A 15,502-nucleotide genomic window follows, 5' to 3' on the forward strand; every position below is an offset into this window, starting at 1 on the left:
TCATGCCTTGGCAATCAGATCACGAAGACCGGGGCAAAGCCGCCCCCCGGCGTCCTGAAATTGGTGGTCTGGCCCTGATAGAGGCGGGCGGCCACCAGAAGCACCTGCGCGTCATATGTATAGAGCCGCACGTCCATCTTGCGCGCCTCGATTGCGTCGTCGATCCGGATCATGCGCTCGCTCGGCTTGACCAGGGTCTGGGCGACGTAGCCGCCATGCGCGATGTCCGACCAGACGCCTTTCGTCACCTTGTCGCCGCGGTACACCGCCTTGCCGCCATGTCCGCCTGTCGGCTTGAAGAACAGGCTCTTGCGCGATCTCCACAGGTCATCGGCAGTTTCGGGAGTGACAACGACGGTTCGCGGGATGGATCTGAGCCGAGCCAAGACTTTCGGTTCCACGCCCCAGCCTTCGAGCATCGCGGGATCCGAGAGGATCGAAAGGTTCCGCTTGTCGGCGAGAAGGGCATGGTTGTGCGGATTTGGCGTCGCGACCACCGCGCCATCCCGGTAGGCATCTCTCAGCGCCCTGTGTTCCGGCTGATCGAACGCGAAGTCGGTGACCCGGTTGTAGACGACGTCGATTGGCTTGCCCTCGACGCTGAGCCGACCGGTTTCATAACGAAGATGGCTGCCGTCCGCGATAACGGCATCGACGCCGCGTGCGACCAGCGCCTGCCGCACCAGGACGAACTCGGGATAGAGATACTGTTCCTCCGGCCTGTCGTCGACGATGGCAATTCGGCCTGCGGAACCGCTTCCCCGCTGACGCCCCCATTCGTCCTGGAACATGCGACATGCGACATCCTCGAAGGCGTGCGGCTTCAACGGCATGTCCATTTCGGCACAGCAAGCGCGCTGCGCCCTTGCAAGAAGTGCGTTGAGGAATGCCCCGCCGGCGTTGGTATTGATCTCGATGAGCCGGGGGCCGTCTTCGCCGAGATGGAAATCGTAGCCCATCAACGCACCAACAGGGCCGTGATCCACTTGCGAGATTTCCGGCGCCCAGGAGAGGACAGCGGCCTTGTATGCGGTGAGCCGCGCGGTCGCCTCGATCGCTGCGACCACCTCCTGCATCTCGGCCACCTGGCTGGCCGAGAGGAACACAGGCACATTCGAGAAAAGGTGCGCCTTGGGGTGGATGAAGGTATCGCAGAACTCCGGGTCGGCAGCCTCGCGCTCAAGCGCCTCGCACAGCGACCGACGGTCGAGGGTGATGCAGAAGCAATTCTGGTTCAGCCGCTCCGAGAGGGTCTGAACTGGACCCGTGGACGTGGGGCCTGGATCGCTCATCGCCCCCAAAGCCCTGGCTGTCCCGAGGCCGGACGCGCGTCAGGCCCGATGCGGGCATCGAAAAGTCTTGGAATCATCGTTGCCTCAGTGTTTCGGTCAGCAGGCCGATCCCGAGTGCCGCATCCGTCTTTGCGATGGAGTCTTCGGCGCTCGCGATCACTCCGCACAGTGCCCGGATCGCGTCGATCGTCTCTGGAATGACGATGGCCTGGTTGTCCACCATGTAGGCGTAGAACAGTTCGTCCCCCTGGACCTTCAGCATGTCCGACCAAAGCGCGACTTCGTAGAGGTTGTCATGTGGCCGGCCGAGGTCGGCCATGAGTTCCTTGACCGCGTTGAGGGCCGTCAACCCGGCATCCATGCGGATCAGGGCAATCCGAGACGATGCGGCAAAGGCGTCGAGCACCTCTTCCCTGGAAGCCGGCCGGGTCAACTGCACCGACCAGTAGTGCAGATGGGCCAGGGTCTCCGGCACCTTGACCGCCATCGTGACGACATCGAGGTCGGGGTCGACGCTCTGCGCATCCGGCCCCTGATGGCTGGGAATCTCGGGCTCGGGGACGAGCGTGTTCATGATCCCGCCGAGGTGACTTTCCCAAGGGTCCGTCGCCCGGCGCAGCAGCGTCCCGCGCGCGCGACGCAGCAGGCCTGCCTGCTTCAATGCCGTAAGGGTTCTCACGATCGAGGTGGTGTTGCAGGAGACGACGCGCGTGCTGTCCCGGTTCAGCGCACTCGCATAGGTGGATTCCGCAACGAAGGAGTGTCCGGTCACATCGTGCTTCTCGCCACCCTGGACGATGAACTTGATGCCCCTTTGTCGATAGATGTCGACGTTCACCGCCGCGATCCGCTTCGGCGTGCAGTCGACCACCAGATCACTCGCTTCAAGCAGATCATCGAGGTTCCCGGCGACATCGAGACCGGCGTTCCGCATCGCCTCTGCATGGTCACCGGTGGCTGCGAAAAGGCGGTAACCCTTCTGCGTCGCCATGCGTGGCCGCCAGTCGGCGCTGATATCCGCAACCCCGGCCAGCTCCATATCGTCTTGCACGGCAACGGCGTCGGCGACACGCTTTCCGATCACGCCGTAGCCGTTGACGGCGACGCGGATCTTTTTCGCTGGGGTCATCGGCTTCTCCTCGCGTTGGTAGCGCACGTCCGTGATGTGCCGCTGGCTGCTGTCGAAATACTGCCAAGTATTCCACAAATGCGGCTCAGTTACTGCCCCCGAACCACCCGGCTTGGCGAATTTCTTTGAACGGTGTCCACCGTATCATGGCCTGTCCAATGCCATCCTCGTTTCCGTTGGCGCCGTCAGGATGAAGCGGCGCTCCGCTGCACCAGGAAGATGCCGCTCAGCACCAGGACGACACCGAAAATCTGGACTGCCTCCAGCCGCTCACCGAAAAAGGCCGCGCCGATAATGAGCCCGAAGATTGGCACCAGAAACGTGAAGGCATTCGCCCGACTGAGCTCGACTCGCTCCAGCGCCACGAACCAGAGCCAGAACGCGAGCGATGATCCGAGGACCGCAAGGGAAACGAGGACGAGGACGAATTCCTTCGACCACGTCAGCACCGAGATGTCTTCCGTCAGCATGGACAGCAGAGCCAAGGGCGCCGCACCGATGAGCAACTGGAAACCCATCGCCATGATGGGGTCGGCCTGGCCGGTGAGGCGCTTGATGGCGACATTGCCGATGGAAACACCGGTGGCGGCAAGCAAGACATAGGCGATGCCTTGGGAGTAGCCTCGGGCGTCGTCTCCGGCGAGGCCCGGCCACGCGACCACCGTGATGCCGGCCAAGCCGACCGCAAGCCCGATCCTTCCAGTCGCCTTGAGGCGTTCCTCCAGGAAAACATACGCGAGAACCGCGGCGACGATCGGCTGCACGTTCGCGATGACGGTCGCGAGTCCCGGCGAAACGAACTCGGCCGCATGGAACATGCCGAAGAAACCCATGCTTGTCGCCCCCAGCCCGACCACGACGATCAGAAACCAGGGCCGCGCGCCGACAGGAACCGGACGATGGCAGAGGGCTCCGAGTGCAATCAGGCAAACGCCTGCCAACGCAGCGCGCAGGGCCGCAAAGGCAAGATGCGGCGCAAGGTCCAGGCCAATGGTGATGAGGGGAAAGCATGCGGCCCAAAGCACCATGACCACCAGAAGGCGGAGGGCGGCGCCGATGGTCATTGCTCATGCGCCAAGTTTCGCCCGATGAATGGAACTGGCAGTTTCATTCGAGAGTAATCCGTCCTATCATTGCCAAATTGATCCAGATCAGAGCGGACGTTGCGACGCCATCCTACATGGAGGGTCGCAGAAAGTCCGGTGGACAAGGCAAGAAATACCATGTCGCAGGCAATTACTTGGCAGTGCAGAAAGGATCCGTATCGTTTGACACGGGGCCTGAAGCATTGGCTGGCGCTGCTGCTTGTACTTGCCTTTTCAACGTCAGGTCTTGCCCATGTTTCGATGGGCGACCATGCCGCATCGGCAACATCGCTTTCGCTTGATGTTGCGTCCATTGATCAGGCCGTGACTGCGGAACCGGATTGTGGCGGCGATGCCCATGAAGCCCACGGTCCAACCTGTTGCACCGGCAGCGTCTGTTCCTATTTCGTCCCGCCGGTCTCGGCGGGAGGCACGAGCATGGCGACGGTCGCTGAAGTTGTAGCACGCCTTCCCGACGAAGTTCATCCCGGCCGCGCGCCGTCGCCCGGTTTGCGACCTCCGAGTCTCTCCGCGAACGGCTGAGCCCGCGCGCCTCTCCCGGCGTGTCGGGCTGATCCGACCGGTCCCGCCGGTCCGGCCCTGCAACGTTCCCGAGAGAGTTTCGTCATGAACCATCCATCATATCGCCAGTTTCTGGCATTCACCGACACCGCAGGCATGATCGGCGCGGCTTCTTCGCTGCTGTTTTCAAAGTGCCCCCGTCACGAGGGCGCAGGGTCATGACCCATCACGATCACTCACCCGCCGAGCCAAAGGCAGACGAAGATCGGCGCCAGCCGTTTCTGAAAACACCGGCGGGACTTGCGATCTGCGTGTTTCTCGCCGTCGGCGGCGTCCTTCTTGTTTTCGAGCACAGGGTTCATCTCCTGGGAGCCTGGCCGCTCCTGTTCCTGCTGGTCTGCGGCGGCATGCACTTCTTCATGCATCGAGGTCACGGTGGTGGCAGCGATGAACGGTGATGTTCCTGCCTACGGCCTGTGGTTTCTGGCGGCCCTGAACGCGGGCATCTTCATCCTGTTCGCCTTCAGCTTCTTCAAGCCCGAAACGACGCGCGACTGGCGCTCGCTCGGGGCCTTTTCGGCCTTCATCGTTGCCCTGTTCGCCGAGATGTACGGGTTCCCGCTGACGCTCTATCTGCTGGCAGGCTGGCTCGGCAGCACCGTGCCGGCTTTCGATCCGCTCTCGCACGATGCAGGACATCTTTGGCCAGCCCTGTTCGGCTGGTCCATGAATCCGCATTTCAGCCCGTTCCATCTGCTGAGCTACGTCCTCATTGGCGGCGGTTTCATACTGATCGCCGCCGCCTGGCGGGTGCTGCACGATGCGCAGAAGAAGGGATTGCTCGCGACGACCGGCCCTTACGCCCGCTTGCGGCATCCGCAGTATCTCGGCTTCGCGCTGATCATGATCGGATTTTTCCTGCAGTGGCCAACGCTGGTGACGGGTCTGATGCTGCCAGTGCTTCTGGTCATGTATTGGCGGCTCGCAAGGACCGAGGAGCGCGAAGTAGAGGCGGCCTTCGGTGACCAATACCGCCGCTATGCCAGTGCGGTTCCGGCTTTCCTGCCGCGCCCCTCCAATCTGCTTCGTTCGAGCAGGGGGTGACTGTGGCGATTTTTCCTTCTCATCAACCAAGGAGTACGGAACGTGAGAACACGAAACCTTCAGGCGGCCCTGTTCGCGGGTTTGCTACTTATCGGGACCGCAGCATCGGTCGCAGCCCAAGCCAGCGCACAGCCACAGGACGAACACCACCCGGAAGAAACCCAGGACGCTCCGCCAGCGAGCCCGGCGCCCGGTGACGCGCCCTCAGCAGCCGCACCCGGAAGCATGCCCGGCATGGGCATGATGACGCCGGAGATGATGCAGATGATGCAGCGCATGATGAGTCAGGGTGCAATGACCGGCATGATGATGGGCGAAATGGCAGGCCAGGGCATGGCCGAGGGTGGCGCGGTTCCAGGCATGGCCGGTCAGATGCCCATGGCAGGCATGATGGCGTGCCCGATGATGCGAATGATGATGAACGGCCAGGCAGGAATGGGCATGCCCGGCATGATGGGTGGTCAGGGCATCCTCCTCGGAACGCCGAACGGCACACCGGAGGAGATGACGGAGGATCGCGTACGCGCCTTGCTCGAGCAGCAGGTGACCAATCTTGGCAATCCCCGTCTGAGGCTCGGCGAGATCGGCACTGCGCCTGACGGGAGCATCACTGCAGAGATCGTCACCGTGGACGGCTCGCTGGTGCAGAAGCTCGCCTTCAACCGCTATCCCGGTCTGTTCCGGCAGATAGCCGAATAACGCGGACACCTGACACCGGTACTGGCGCCCGCCTAAGGAGAACACGATGAAAACAATCGCAATCGACGTCGGCGACTTGCTGACAGCCTTGGGCCCGGACGAAGTGGGACGGCGGATCGGCGAGGTGCCGGGCGTCGAAAGCGTCTCCGTGGATCACGCGTCGCAAAACGCCACGGTCGAATACGACGAGACCCGCATAAAGGTCGCCGACATCAAATCCCTGGTTCGGCGGCCTGGTCCCGGCGTCGATGCGCCGCCTGCCGCTTCGACCGGCAGGGGGCACGAAAGCCACGCGACGGCCGGAGCATCACCAGAGAGTCCAGGACCGGCATCGGGCCATTCAGGACACCAGGACCATGACAAGCACGCGGGCCACTCGCCCGCGATGTTTCGGGACCGCTTCTGGCTTTCGCTTGCCCTGACGGTTCCGGTGGTTATCTGGTCGGCCCACATCCAGGACCTTCTCGGCTACCGGGCCCCCGCGTTTCCGGGATCGGAGTGGATCGGCCCCGTGCTCTCCACGGTCGTCTTCCTCTACGGCGGTCTCGTGTTCCTGCAGGGGGCCTGGCGGGAACTGCGGTCCCGGCTGCCGGGGATGATGACCCTCATCTCGCTCGCGATCTCCGTCGCTTTCCTGTTTTCCTGGGTGGTTCAGCTCGGGCTGATCGAGGCGAGTGCCCTGTGGTGGGAACTGGCGACGCTGGTCACGATCATGCTGCTTGGCCACTGGATCGAGATGCGGTCCATCAACCAGGCCGAAGGCGCATTGAAGGAACTCGCGAAGCTCCTTCCGGATACCGCGACGCGGATCACCGACGGGGGCGAGGAGAAGGTCGCCGTCAGCGCGCTGCGGAACGGAGACCTCGTTCTGGTCCATCCGGGGGAGAGCATTCCCGCCGACGGGACCGTGAGAAAGGGAGAGAGCGACGTCAACGAGGCCATGATCACCGGCGAGTCCCGGCCGGTGAAAAAGCGGGAAGGCGACGAGGTGATCGCCGCCACGATCAACGGAGAAGGGTCTCTGCGCGTCGAGGTCACCGGCACCGGAGAGGAAACCAAGCTTTCCGGCATCATGCGACTCGTGGCCGATGCCCAGAAGTCCAAGTCCAGAGCGCAGCACCTTGCAGATCGCGCAGCCCGGCTTCTGACCTTCGTCGCGATCGCCGCCGCGGCCATCACCATCGTGGTGTGGCAGTCTGTCGGCGCAGCGATCGACTTCTCCGTGGTGCGGATGGTGACGGTGCTGGTGATCGCCTGCCCGCACGCGCTTGGGTTGGCCGTGCCGCTGGTGGTGGCCATCTCGACGACGCTGGGCGCCCGCAACGGGCTTCTGGTGCGCGACCGGCGCGGACTCGAGGAGGCGAGGAACCTCGACACCGTGATCTTCGACAAGACCGGCACGTTGACGCTTGGCGAGTTCCGGGTCGTGGCGATGTCTGTCGCGGATGGGCTGGCCGAGGACGAGGCGCTTCGGATCGCATCCGGCATCGAAGCCGAATCCGAGCACCCGATCGCCCGGGGCATCGTGAAGACCGCACAGGACAAGGGCATAGACGTGCCCGTCGCCGAAGGCTTCCGCGCAATCACCGGCAAGGGGGTGGCGGCGACGATCGCCGGCACCGAATACCACATGGGTGGCCCGGCTCTGCTCAAGGCCGAGAATGTGCAGGTACCGCAGGCGCTGCTGGAGGCGGCCAAGGCGGCGGCCGACAGTGGACGGGCTGCCATCTATCTCGTCCGCGAAGGCAAGGCCCTGGCCGTCTACACCGTGGCGGACGCGATCCGCGAGGAGAGCCGCGAAGCCATTACGGCGCTGCATGAACGGGGGATCGAGGTTGCCATGCTGACCGGCGACGCGCAGGCCGTGGCCGATGCCGTCGCGAGGGAGCTGGGCATCGATACCGTGTTTGCGGAAGTGCTCCCCGAGGACAAGGCCTCGAAGGTCCGCGAGCTTCAGGCGCAGGGCAAGAAGGTCGCGATGATCGGCGACGGCGTGAACGACGCCCCGGCCCTGGCCACTGCCGATATCGGGATCGCGATCGGCGCGGGCGCGGATGTTGCCGTCGAGGCCGGGCATATCGTGCTGGTGCGGTCCGATCCCCGCGATATCCCCCGCATCATCACCCTGAGCCGCGCCACGTACCGCAAGATGATCCAGAATCTCTGGTGGGCGGCGGGTTACAACATCTTCGCCATACCCCTTGCCGCCGGCGTTCTGGCACCCTGGGGCATACTGCTGACACCCGCAGTGGGCGCGATCCTGATGTCCGCGAGCACGGTGGTTGTGGCCATCAACGCGCAACTGTTGAAGCGCGCAAAACTATGACTCCGTCGACGGGCCAGCCACGAATGCAAGGGCAGTACAAGGCAAACAGCATCACCTTGCACGGTGCGGTCGCGATGGGCACGGGCGTGATGATCGGCGCCGGCATTTTTGCCCTGACCGGTCAGATCGCCGAATTGGCGGGACCCTGGTTTCCGCTGTCCTTCATCGCCGGAGCCATCGTGACCGCGCTCAGCGCCTACAGCTACATCAAGATGTCGAACGCCTGGCCTTCCTCGGGCGGAATCGCGATGATCCTGCAGAAGTGTTACGGGCGCGGAGCGGTCACCGCCGGCGCGGCGCTGCTGATGGCGCTCAGCATGGTGATCGCCGAAAGCCTGGTGGCGCGCACCTTCGCGACTTACGTGCTGCGGCCTTTCGAGATAACGGGCGGGCCGCTCGTGCCGATCCTCGCCGTTGCGGTGATCCTGTTCGCGTTCCTCGTCAACATTGCCGGCAACCGGTCGGTCGGGCTGTTCTCGCTGGTCATGGCGACGCTCAAGATCGGCGGCATCGCGCTCTTCGGGATTGCGGCGTTGTGGGCGAGCGGATTTTCCTTCGCCGCAGCGTCCGAGACAGGCCGGGACTTCACCGCGACCGGCTTCGTCGCTTCGGTGGCGCTGGCCATACTTGCCTTCAAGGGCTTCACCACGATAACCAACAGCGGCGCCGAGATCACCGAACCGAACCGCAACGTTGGCCGGGCCATCATGATCTCGATCGCGCTCTGCGTCGTCGTCTATCTGCTCGTAGCCTTCGGCGTCGGATCGAGCCTCACCATCGACCGGATCATCGCCGCGCGCGACTATTCGCTCGCCGAGGCCGCCGAGCCCGCCCTTGGCCAGGCAGGGTTCCTGCTGACCGTGCTTCTCGCGGCGGTGGCCACCGCTTCGGGACTGCTGGCCAGCGTCTTCGCGGTGTCGCGGATGCTGGCGATGCTCACCGACATGAAGCTGATCCCACACCGCCATTTCGGCATGGCGGGCCCGATCCAGCGCCACACGCTGATCTACACCGTCGTCATCGCTTCGGCGCTGGCGGTGTTCTTCGATCTGGGCCGCATCGCGTCGCTGGGCGCATTTTTCTATCTGATCATGGACATGACCATCCACTGGGGCGTGTTCCGCTACCGGCGGCAAGAGATCGGTGCCGTGGGCGCTGTCCTGCTGGCCGCAATCGCCTTTGACGCGGCGGTGCTCGCGGCCTTCACTACGATGAAGCTGCAAAGCGATCCCGCAATCGTCCTCTACGCCGCCATCGCGATCGGCGCGGTGTTCGGCCTTCTGTGGATTTACCTCGGTCAATGGACCGCAACGCCTGGCGATGCCCACGCGGACCACAAGGCCGGTGGATCATGACTTTGGTGCATTCAGCAGCGCGGACGACCTACGCAGGGCTGCATGCGCAAGAGGAATTCGATTGATGTCATCTGGAGTGTGCATCCTGACGATCAACGGGGGCTCATCGAGCATCAAGTTCGCGTTGTACAGGATGGACGGCGACCAGCCCCGGAAGGGCCTGCGCGGCAAGATCGACCGCATCGGCCTGCAGGGAACCCATTTCACTTTCGATGACCCCACCCGGAAGCAGCAGGGTAATCGCGGCATCGGTGAGCTCGATCATCGTTCGGCGACAGATTTCCTGCTCGACTGGCTTGCCGAGCAGATCGGTCTTTCGTCGATTGCGGCAGTAGGCCACCGCGTCGTAAACGGTGGCGCCAGGTATCGTGAACCGCATCGGATCACGCAGGAAGTTCTTCGGGAACTGCGCCGTGTCAGCGCCTATGCGCCGGAGCATCTGCCTTCCGAGATCAACATGATTGAATTGGTCGACGAGCGGATACCGGGTCTGCCACAGGTGGCATGTTTCGATACGGCATTTCATCGGGACATGCCTCGGGTCGCCAAGACTCTGGCAATTCCCCGGCGTTTTGCGGCCAAGGGGGTCGAGCGCTATGGCTTTCATGGCCTGTCCTACGAGTTCCTCATTGAAGAGCTCGCGCGCCTGGCCGGCGCTGAGGCTGCGAAAGGGCGGGTGATCCTGTGTCATCTCGGAAATGGGTCGAGCCTCGCAGCGGTCCGCGACGGGAAGAGCGCTGATACCAGCATGGGCTTTACGCCCGCGGCGGGCTTGCCGATGAGCACTCGCTCCGGCGATCTGGATCCCGGGCTGGGCTGGTACCTTGCGCAAACCGAGCAAATGACCGCGCAGCAGTTTCACCAGATGGTGAACCAGGAATCGGGGTTGCTGGGCGTTTCGGAAACGAGCTCCGACCTGCGGGATCTGTTGGGTCGCGAGGCGAGCGATGTTCGGGCTGCCGAAGCAGTCGAGTTGTTTTGCTACCAGGTGAGGAAGTGGATCGGTGCCTTTGCCGCCGCGCTTGGCGGACTGGACACGCTCGTCTTCGCGGGTGGCATCGGCGAGAACGCCCCCGCGATCCGTGCGCGCATCTGCGAGGGCCTCGGCTTTCTCGACGTCCAAATTGACGAGAGCCGGAACGCTGCCGGCAAGCCAGTCGTCTCGGCCGATCGGGGGCGCGTCGAGGTGCGCGTCATTCGCACCGACGAAGATGCAATCATTGCAGAAGCGGTTTTCGGAATGCTTGCCGGCGCCGAAACTGGCCAGCACGCTCATCCGGAGGAGTAAGCCAATGAACAAGCCGCTTTCGACCGACCTCATCCAGAAGATGGACGCCTACTGGCGAGCGGCCAACTATCTCTCGGTTGGCCAGATCTATCTGTTCGACAACCCGTTGCTCAGGACACCCTTGAAGATCGAGCACGTGAAGCCGCGACTGCTCGGTCATTGGGGCACCACCCCGGGGTTGAACTTCATCTATGTCCATTTGAACCGCATTATCAACGAGCATGACCTGAACATGATGTATGTCACCGGCCCCGGGCACGGAGGCCCTGGCCTGGTGGCCAACACCTATCTCGAGGGAACCTATAGCGAACTCTACCCGGACATCTCGCAGGACGAAGCGGGGATGAAGAAGCTGTTCACGCAGTTTTCCTTTCCCGGCGGCATACCGAGTCACGTTGCGGCGGAGACGCCAGGCTCCATCAATGAAGGCGGTGAACTCGGCTATTGCCTGTCGCATGCCTACGGCGCCGCCTTCGACAATCCCGATCTGCTCGTGGCTTGTGTCGTGGGCGATGGCGAGGCGGAAACTGCCGCACTCGCCACCAGCTGGCACTCGAACAAATTTCTCAATCCGGTGCACGACGGCGCGGTCCTGCCGATCCTGCATCTGAACGGCTACAAGATAGCAGGCCCCACCGTGCTTGCCCGCATTCCCCGTGACGAGCTCGAATCGCTGTTTCGCGGCTACGGCTACACGCCTCACTTCGTCGAGGGCGACGATCCGATGGAGATGCATCAGCTCATGGCTGAGACGCTCGATACCGTGGTCGAAAGCATCCGCCACATCCAGCAAGATGCCCGCGCCAACGGATTCAAGAAGCGTCCGCTCTGGCCGATGATCATTTTGCGGTCACCGAAAGGTTGGACTGGCCCGAAGGAGGTCGACGGCAAACCGACGGAGGGAACCTATCGCTCGCACCAGGTGCCCATGGGCGACATGAGCCATCCCGGGCACGTAAAGGTTCTGGAAGAGTGGCTGGAGAGCTATCGCCCGCGAGAACTGTTCGACGAGACCGGCAGGCTACGGCCCGAACTCGCTGAACTGGCCCCGTGCGGCCCGCGGCGGATGGGCGCCAATCCGCATGCCAATGGCGGCCTGCTATTGCGCGACTTGCACCTTCCGGATTTCCGAGACTACGCGGTGAAGATTCCGAAACCCGGTAGCGTGAGTGCGGAAGCTACGCGCGTCCAAGGCGAACTGATCCGCGACGTGATCAAACTGAACCCCGAAACCTTCCGCGTTTTCAGTCCGGACGAAACGGCGTCGAACCGCTGGGGTGCGGTATTCGAGGTGACCAACCGTTGTTCGACCGCGGAAATAGTTCCCGGCGACGACCATGTTGCGCCGGACGGCCGGGTGATGGAGGTCTTGAGCGAGCACCAGTGCGAAGGATGGCTCGAAGGATATCTGCTCACGGGCAGACATGGCTTTTTCTCCTGCTACGAAGCCTTCATCCACATCATCGATTCGATGTTCAACCAACATGCCAAGTGGCTCGACGTTGCGAACCGCATTCCATGGCGGCGGCCGGTTGCTTCTCTGAACTACCTGCTTTCGTCACACGTGTGGCGGCAGGATCACAATGGTTTCAGCCATCAGGATCCTGGCTTCATAGATCACGTCATGAGCAAGAAGGCGGAGGTCATCCGCGTCTATTTGCCGCCCGACGCCAATACCCTGCTCTCCGTTACCGATCATTGCCTGCGCAGCCGAAATTACGTGAACGTCATTGTTGCCGGCAAGCAACCGTCGCCGCAGTGGCTCGATATGGATGCCGCCATCCGGCACTGCACCACCGGACTGGGCATCTGGGAATGGGCCAGCACCGACGAAGGTGGCGAGCCGGACGTGGTGATGGCCTGCGCAGGCGACGTGCCAACTATTGAAACACTGGCTGCGGTCGAAATCTTGCGTCAGCATTTCCCAGTGCTCAGGATCCGGGTCATCAACGTGGTCGACCTGATGACTTTGCAGTCACAGAACCAGCATCCGCACGGCCTAAGCGACGAGGACTTCGATGCGCTGTTCACCAGGGACAAACCCATCATCTTTGCCTATCACGGGTATCCCCTGCTGATTCACAAGCTGACCTATCGTCGAGCCAACCATCACAATCTGCACGTTCACGGGTTCAAGGAAGAGGGAACGACGACGACACCATTCGACATGGTCGTGCTCAACGAGCTTGATCGGTTCCATCTGGCTAAAGCCGTTGTTGAGCGGGTGCCGCGATTGGGTCCGGAAGCGGCAGCCTTCGCTCAATTCATCGGCGCCAAACTCTCCGCTCACGGATCCTACATCCGACAGCACGGCGAGGACATGCCAGAAATCCGAAACTGGCAATGGGCCGCAAATGGAGGGCATTCCAATACTTCCAGAAAAGCATGAGCAAACCGCCCTACCGGGGAAATGAGCAAGCCATGAGCGAGCACGACGATGCAATCGAGAAAAGCGGCTTTCACTGGCGCATCATGCGCTGGATCCTGTGGCGCTTTATCTGCAACGCAGCTGAGCGCGTTCTCATCGACAGAAGCCTGAGGAACAAGACGGGCGGTGAAATTCGCTGGTTGCAGAACGACATCGATTTGTTCCTGAGCCAGGTCTCAACGAGGACGGCGCTCCTGCGCCCGGTGGCGCAGCTTGACGCATTGCCAAATTTCGGCAGTCGCCTCATGGTCGAGCTTGCGATCTATACCGTTGCGGCCGACCGGACGCTGCGTGACCGAGATCTTGATCCCCAAAGCGCGCGGGACGCCTTGGCGGACATCGGTTGGTCCGTCTATCGCAGGCAGCTTGCCCTCTCGTCCCTGCCCGCTCGCCTCGTCACCCGCGACCCGGGAAAGCGATTGCGCTGGAGCATCCGCGGGCTGCTCGTTTTCCCCTTCCGGCCCGTGGGTGCCCCCGGCTACGCCGCCGAAGTCTTTCGAAAAGGCGAGGACATCCACACGCACTTCACGCACTGTCCCCCGCAAAGCTTTGCCCGGCGCATTGCCGACGAGACGGGCGATCCTGAAGCACTGGCCGGCTTCGCAAACAGCTGGTGCAAATATGACTGGCCTGGCGCCGATCTGATCGCCGCCGACGGACATCGGGGACACTATATCCGGCGGCAAACACTCTCGGCCGGGGATCCGGTCTGCGACATGTGCTGGGCGGCGCGGGCACCCCGCCAGACCAGCGAAAACAACAATGAAGACGGCAAATGAGGCCGGAGCGTGAAAGATCCAGAAATCGCTCTGCGGAGATGAAAGTATGAGAAACGCGACGATCGATGCGCCGACCAGCGATCCCAAGAAGAACAGGCGGGCCTTATGATGCAGCGGCAATCGCATGTGAAACGGCCCCACTCCGGAGAAACGAGGCTGGATGCGTTACAGCGGCATGCCTTCGATTACTTCCTGAACGAAACCAATCTCGCCAATGGCCTCGTAGCCGACAAATCGCAGCCGGGCGCGCCCGCGAGCATCGCAGCCGTGGGTTTCGCCCTGGCGGCCTACCCCGTCGGTGTCGAGCGCGCATGGATCTCACGCATAAGTGCAATCGACCGGACTCTGGCGGCATTGCGGTTCTTCAGCAACGCCCCGCAGGGCACGGACCCTGACACGACCGGGCACAAGGGCTTCTTCTATCACTTTCTCGACATGACGACCGGGCGGCGCGCGGGCATTTGCGAGCTGTCCACCGTCGATACCGGATTCCTGCTGGCCGGCATGCTCGCCGCCGCTGCGTATTTTGATCGGAACAGTGAAGACGAGCAGGAGATACGGTCGCTCGCCGACGCGCTTTACCGCCGGGCGGACTGGCAATGGGCCTGCAACGGCGGCGAGACGATCACCCACGGGTGGACGCCTGAGGGCGGATTTCTGCCTTACCGCTGGGAAGGCTATGATGAGGCCTCTCTTCTGTATGTACTCGCATTGGGCTCACCAACCCATCCGCTGGCTGCAGAGGGCTACATAGCGTGGACCTCGACCTACCAATGGAAGGAAATCTACGGCTACGAATTCATTTATGGCGGACCGCTCTTCATCCACCAGTACTCGCACATCTGGATAGACTTCCGCGGAATCCAGGATGCATTCACGCGAGACAAAGGCATCGACTATTTCGAGAACAGCCGCCGCGCCACCTACGTCCAGCGGGAATACGCGATCCGCAATCCGCTCGGATTTGCGGGCTACGGAGAGAATTTCTGGGGCCTGACCGCGAGTGACGGGCCCGGTCGGACGACGCGGCGCGTCAATGGCATCGAGCGCGCTTTCTTCGACTATGCCGCCCGTGGGGCGCCGTACGGCCCTGACGACGGAACGGTCGCGCCGTGGGCCGTGCTGGCGGCGTTGCCGTTCGCACCGGAAATCGTGTTGCCGGCGATTGCGCATTTTCAGGACGTGTATCCGCAGGTGACCGGAAAGTACTGCTTTCGGTGTAGCTTCAACCTGAGCTTTCAGAACGAAGAAGATGTCCACGGTGGCTGGACGTCGCCCTATCACTTCGGGATCAACCTCGGTCCCGTGGTGCTGATGTGTGAGAATTACCGATCGGAATTACTGTGGCGGCTGATGCGAGCCAGCCCTTACATAGTTACAGGTTTCCGTCGCGCGGGATTCACCGGCGGTTGGCTGTGACGGCGGTGGAGGATTGCGATTGTCGAAGACGAGATAGACCGCCGATGGAGCGTGGGAATGGGTGAGCTGCGCTCTT

Annotated in this window: 13 protein-coding genes; 10 read left to right on the forward strand and 3 right to left on the reverse strand. The window is 62.5% G+C overall.

The window, feature by feature from the left end; genetic code table 11:
• Window positions 1-14: 14 nt before the first annotated feature.
• The 3 genes from FHS78_RS17255 to FHS78_RS17265 form a co-directional block, all read right to left on the reverse strand.
• Window positions 15-1,292, reverse strand: a complete 1,278-nt coding sequence (locus FHS78_RS17255; RefSeq protein WP_167095625.1) for an ATP-grasp domain-containing protein — start codon at window positions 1,290-1,292, stop codon at window positions 15-17.
• A gap of 73 nt (window positions 1,293-1,365) precedes the next feature.
• Window positions 1,366-2,421 carry a type II glyceraldehyde-3-phosphate dehydrogenase gene (locus FHS78_RS17260; protein ID WP_167095626.1) on the reverse strand — a complete coding sequence of 352 codons (1,056 nt, stop codon included), beginning with the start codon at window positions 2,419-2,421 and terminating at the stop codon, window positions 1,366-1,368.
• A gap of 185 nt (window positions 2,422-2,606) precedes the next feature.
• A complete protein-coding gene (locus tag FHS78_RS17265) occupies window positions 2,607-3,485 on the reverse strand; it encodes a DMT family transporter (protein ID WP_167095627.1) in 879 nt (292 codons plus the stop codon).
• 138 nt (window positions 3,486-3,623) lie between these two features.
• Between FHS78_RS17265 and FHS78_RS17270 the strand changes: the two genes are divergently transcribed.
• The 10 genes from FHS78_RS17270 to FHS78_RS17315 all read left to right on the forward strand — a co-directional run bounded on the left by FHS78_RS17270 (window position 3,624) and on the right by FHS78_RS17315 (window position 15,426).
• Window positions 3,624-4,049, forward strand: coding sequence for a hypothetical protein (locus FHS78_RS17270; protein WP_167095628.1), 426 nt, complete (start codon window positions 3,624-3,626; stop codon window positions 4,047-4,049).
• A gap of 197 nt (window positions 4,050-4,246) precedes the next feature.
• On the forward strand, window positions 4,247-4,486 hold the full coding sequence (locus FHS78_RS17275) for a DUF2933 domain-containing protein (protein WP_167095629.1): 240 nt from the start codon (window positions 4,247-4,249) through the stop codon (window positions 4,484-4,486).
• A complete protein-coding gene (locus FHS78_RS17280) occupies window positions 4,476-5,132 on the forward strand; it encodes a methyltransferase family protein (RefSeq protein ID WP_167095630.1) in 657 nt (218 codons plus the stop codon). Before FHS78_RS17275 ends, FHS78_RS17280 begins: the two co-directional genes overlap by 11 nt.
• 234 nt (window positions 5,133-5,366) lie before the next feature.
• Complete coding sequence (locus tag FHS78_RS17285) at window positions 5,367-5,831, forward strand: hypothetical protein (protein ID WP_167095631.1); 465 nt, start codon at window positions 5,367-5,369, stop codon at window positions 5,829-5,831.
• 46 nt (window positions 5,832-5,877) lie between these two features.
• Window positions 5,878-8,157 carry a heavy metal translocating P-type ATPase gene (locus tag FHS78_RS17290; RefSeq protein WP_167095632.1) on the forward strand — a complete coding sequence of 760 codons (2,280 nt, stop codon included), beginning with the start codon at window positions 5,878-5,880 and terminating at the stop codon, window positions 8,155-8,157.
• A 23-nt stretch (window positions 8,158-8,180) separates the two neighbouring features.
• Complete coding sequence (locus FHS78_RS17295; protein ID WP_167095633.1) at window positions 8,181-9,512, forward strand: APC family permease; 1,332 nt, start codon at window positions 8,181-8,183, stop codon at window positions 9,510-9,512.
• A gap of 64 nt (window positions 9,513-9,576) precedes the next feature.
• The gene (locus tag FHS78_RS17300) at window positions 9,577-10,800 is read left to right on the forward strand and encodes an acetate/propionate family kinase (protein WP_167095634.1); all 1,224 of its coding nucleotides are present in this window, start codon (window positions 9,577-9,579) and stop codon (window positions 10,798-10,800) included.
• A 4-nt stretch (window positions 10,801-10,804) separates the two neighbouring features.
• Window positions 10,805-13,189 (forward strand): phosphoketolase family protein, encoded by a 2,385-nt coding sequence (locus tag FHS78_RS17305; protein ID WP_167095635.1) that lies wholly within the window; start codon window positions 10,805-10,807, stop codon window positions 13,187-13,189.
• Between the two features lie 32 nt (window positions 13,190-13,221).
• Window positions 13,222-14,007 carry a hypothetical protein gene (locus tag FHS78_RS17310; RefSeq protein WP_035521314.1) on the forward strand — a complete coding sequence of 262 codons (786 nt, stop codon included), beginning with the start codon at window positions 13,222-13,224 and terminating at the stop codon, window positions 14,005-14,007.
• 108 nt (window positions 14,008-14,115) lie between these two features.
• A complete protein-coding gene (locus FHS78_RS17315) occupies window positions 14,116-15,426 on the forward strand; it encodes a glucoamylase family protein (RefSeq protein WP_167095661.1) in 1,311 nt (436 codons plus the stop codon).
• Window positions 15,427-15,502: the final 76 nt, after the last annotated feature.

It is taken from the genome of Parvibaculum indicum, assembly GCF_011762095.1.
Taxonomy (GTDB): domain Bacteria; phylum Pseudomonadota; class Alphaproteobacteria; order Parvibaculales; family Parvibaculaceae; genus Parvibaculum; species Parvibaculum indicum.

Coding starts and splice junctions, on each gene's coding strand:
- FHS78_RS17300 (WP_167095634.1), top strand. CDS start 9,577: ATGTCATCTGGAGTGTGCATCCTGACGATCAACGGGGGCTCATCGAGC.
- FHS78_RS17280 (WP_167095630.1), top strand. CDS start 4,476: ATGAACGGTGATGTTCCTGCCTACGGCCTGTGGTTTCTGGCGGCCCTG.
- FHS78_RS17315 (WP_167095661.1), top strand. CDS start 14,116: ATGCAGCGGCAATCGCATGTGAAACGGCCCCACTCCGGAGAAACGAGG.
- FHS78_RS17295 (WP_167095633.1), top strand. CDS start 8,181: ATGCAAGGGCAGTACAAGGCAAACAGCATCACCTTGCACGGTGCGGTC.
- FHS78_RS17260 (WP_167095626.1), bottom strand. CDS start 2,421: ATGACCCCAGCGAAAAAGATCCGCGTCGCCGTCAACGGCTACGGCGTG.
- FHS78_RS17290 (WP_167095632.1), top strand. CDS start 5,878: ATGAAAACAATCGCAATCGACGTCGGCGACTTGCTGACAGCCTTGGGC.
- FHS78_RS17285 (WP_167095631.1), top strand. CDS start 5,367: ATGGGCATGATGACGCCGGAGATGATGCAGATGATGCAGCGCATGATG.
- FHS78_RS17305 (WP_167095635.1), top strand. CDS start 10,805: ATGAACAAGCCGCTTTCGACCGACCTCATCCAGAAGATGGACGCCTAC.
- FHS78_RS17255 (WP_167095625.1), bottom strand. CDS start 1,292: ATGAGCGATCCAGGCCCCACGTCCACGGGTCCAGTTCAGACCCTCTCG.
- FHS78_RS17265 (WP_167095627.1), bottom strand. CDS start 3,485: ATGACCATCGGCGCCGCCCTCCGCCTTCTGGTGGTCATGGTGCTTTGG.
- FHS78_RS17275 (WP_167095629.1), top strand. CDS start 4,247: ATGACCCATCACGATCACTCACCCGCCGAGCCAAAGGCAGACGAAGAT.
- FHS78_RS17310 (WP_035521314.1), top strand. CDS start 13,222: ATGAGCGAGCACGACGATGCAATCGAGAAAAGCGGCTTTCACTGGCGC.